Source organism: Bacillus sp. 2D03 (assembly GCF_003946765.1).
Taxonomy (GTDB): domain Bacteria; phylum Bacillota; class Bacilli; order Bacillales; family Bacillaceae_G; genus Bacillus_A; species Bacillus_A cereus.
This window is the reverse complement of record NZ_RPSJ01000046.1, coordinates 1-694: the sequence shown is the minus strand read 5'-3', so window position 1 is coordinate 694 and position 694 is coordinate 1. Positions and strand designations below refer to the sequence as shown.

Genomic DNA, 694 nt, shown 5'->3' with positions numbered 1-694 from the left:
GTTCCGCCACCCCGGCATGTCATATTGAAAATTGGAGCGGAAGACGGGATTCGAACCCGCGACCCCAACCTTGGCAAGGTTGTATTCTACCACTGAACTACTTCCGCAAGACATGTTTGAGTTATTTTATTAAAAGTGCGGGTGAAGGGAGTCGAACCCCCACGCCAAAGGCGCTAGATCCTAAGTCTAGTGCGTCTGCCAATTCCGCCACACCCGCATATTTCATTAAAATGGTGAGCCATGAAGGACTCGAACCTTCGACCCTCTGATTAAAAGTCAGATGCTCTACCAACTGAGCTAATGGCTCTTAATGGCTGGGCTAGCTGGATTCGAACCAGCGCATGACGGAGTCAAAGTCCGTTGCCTTACCGCTTGGCTATAGCCCATTAATTAAGAATGGTGGAGGGGGGCAGATTCGAACTGCCGAACCCGAAGGAGCGGATTTACAGTCCGCCGCGTTTAGCCACTTCGCTACCCCTCCGACATATATGGTGGAGGATGACGGGATCGAACCGCCGACCCCCTGCTTGTAAGGCAGGTGCTCTCCCAGCTGAGCTAATCCTCCATTTTGCCTGGCAACGTCCTACTCTCACAGGGACAAGGTCCCAACTACCATCGGCGCTAGAGAGCTTAACTTCCGTGTTCGGTATGGGAACGGGTGTGACCTCTCTGCCATCATTACCAGACTGTATTC

Annotated in this window: 6 tRNA genes and 1 rRNA gene; all 7 read right to left on the bottom strand. The window is 52.4% G+C overall.

Annotated elements, in window-relative coordinates:
* Nucleotides 1–32: 32 nt before the first annotated feature.
* The 7 genes from EBQ15_RS30920 to rrf all read right to left on the bottom strand — a co-directional run bounded on the left by EBQ15_RS30920 (nucleotide 33) and on the right by rrf (nucleotide 686).
* Nucleotides 33–107 (bottom strand) — tRNA-Gly (locus tag EBQ15_RS30920).
* Nucleotides 108–136: 29 nt separating this feature from the next.
* Nucleotides 137–217, bottom strand: a tRNA-Leu gene (locus EBQ15_RS30915).
* 14 nt (nucleotides 218–231) lie between these two features.
* Nucleotides 232–307: transfer RNA gene (locus EBQ15_RS30910), tRNA-Lys, on the bottom strand.
* 4 nt (nucleotides 308–311) lie between these two features.
* Nucleotides 312–386, bottom strand: a tRNA-Gln gene (locus EBQ15_RS30905).
* 11 nt (nucleotides 387–397) lie between these two features.
* Nucleotides 398–481, bottom strand: a tRNA-Tyr gene (locus EBQ15_RS30900).
* Nucleotides 482–489: 8 nt separating this feature from the next.
* Nucleotides 490–565, bottom strand: a tRNA-Val gene (locus EBQ15_RS30895).
* 5 nt (nucleotides 566–570) lie between these two features.
* Nucleotides 571–686, bottom strand: a 5S ribosomal RNA gene (rrf, locus tag EBQ15_RS30890).
* Between the last annotated feature and the right edge of the window lie 8 nt (nucleotides 687–694).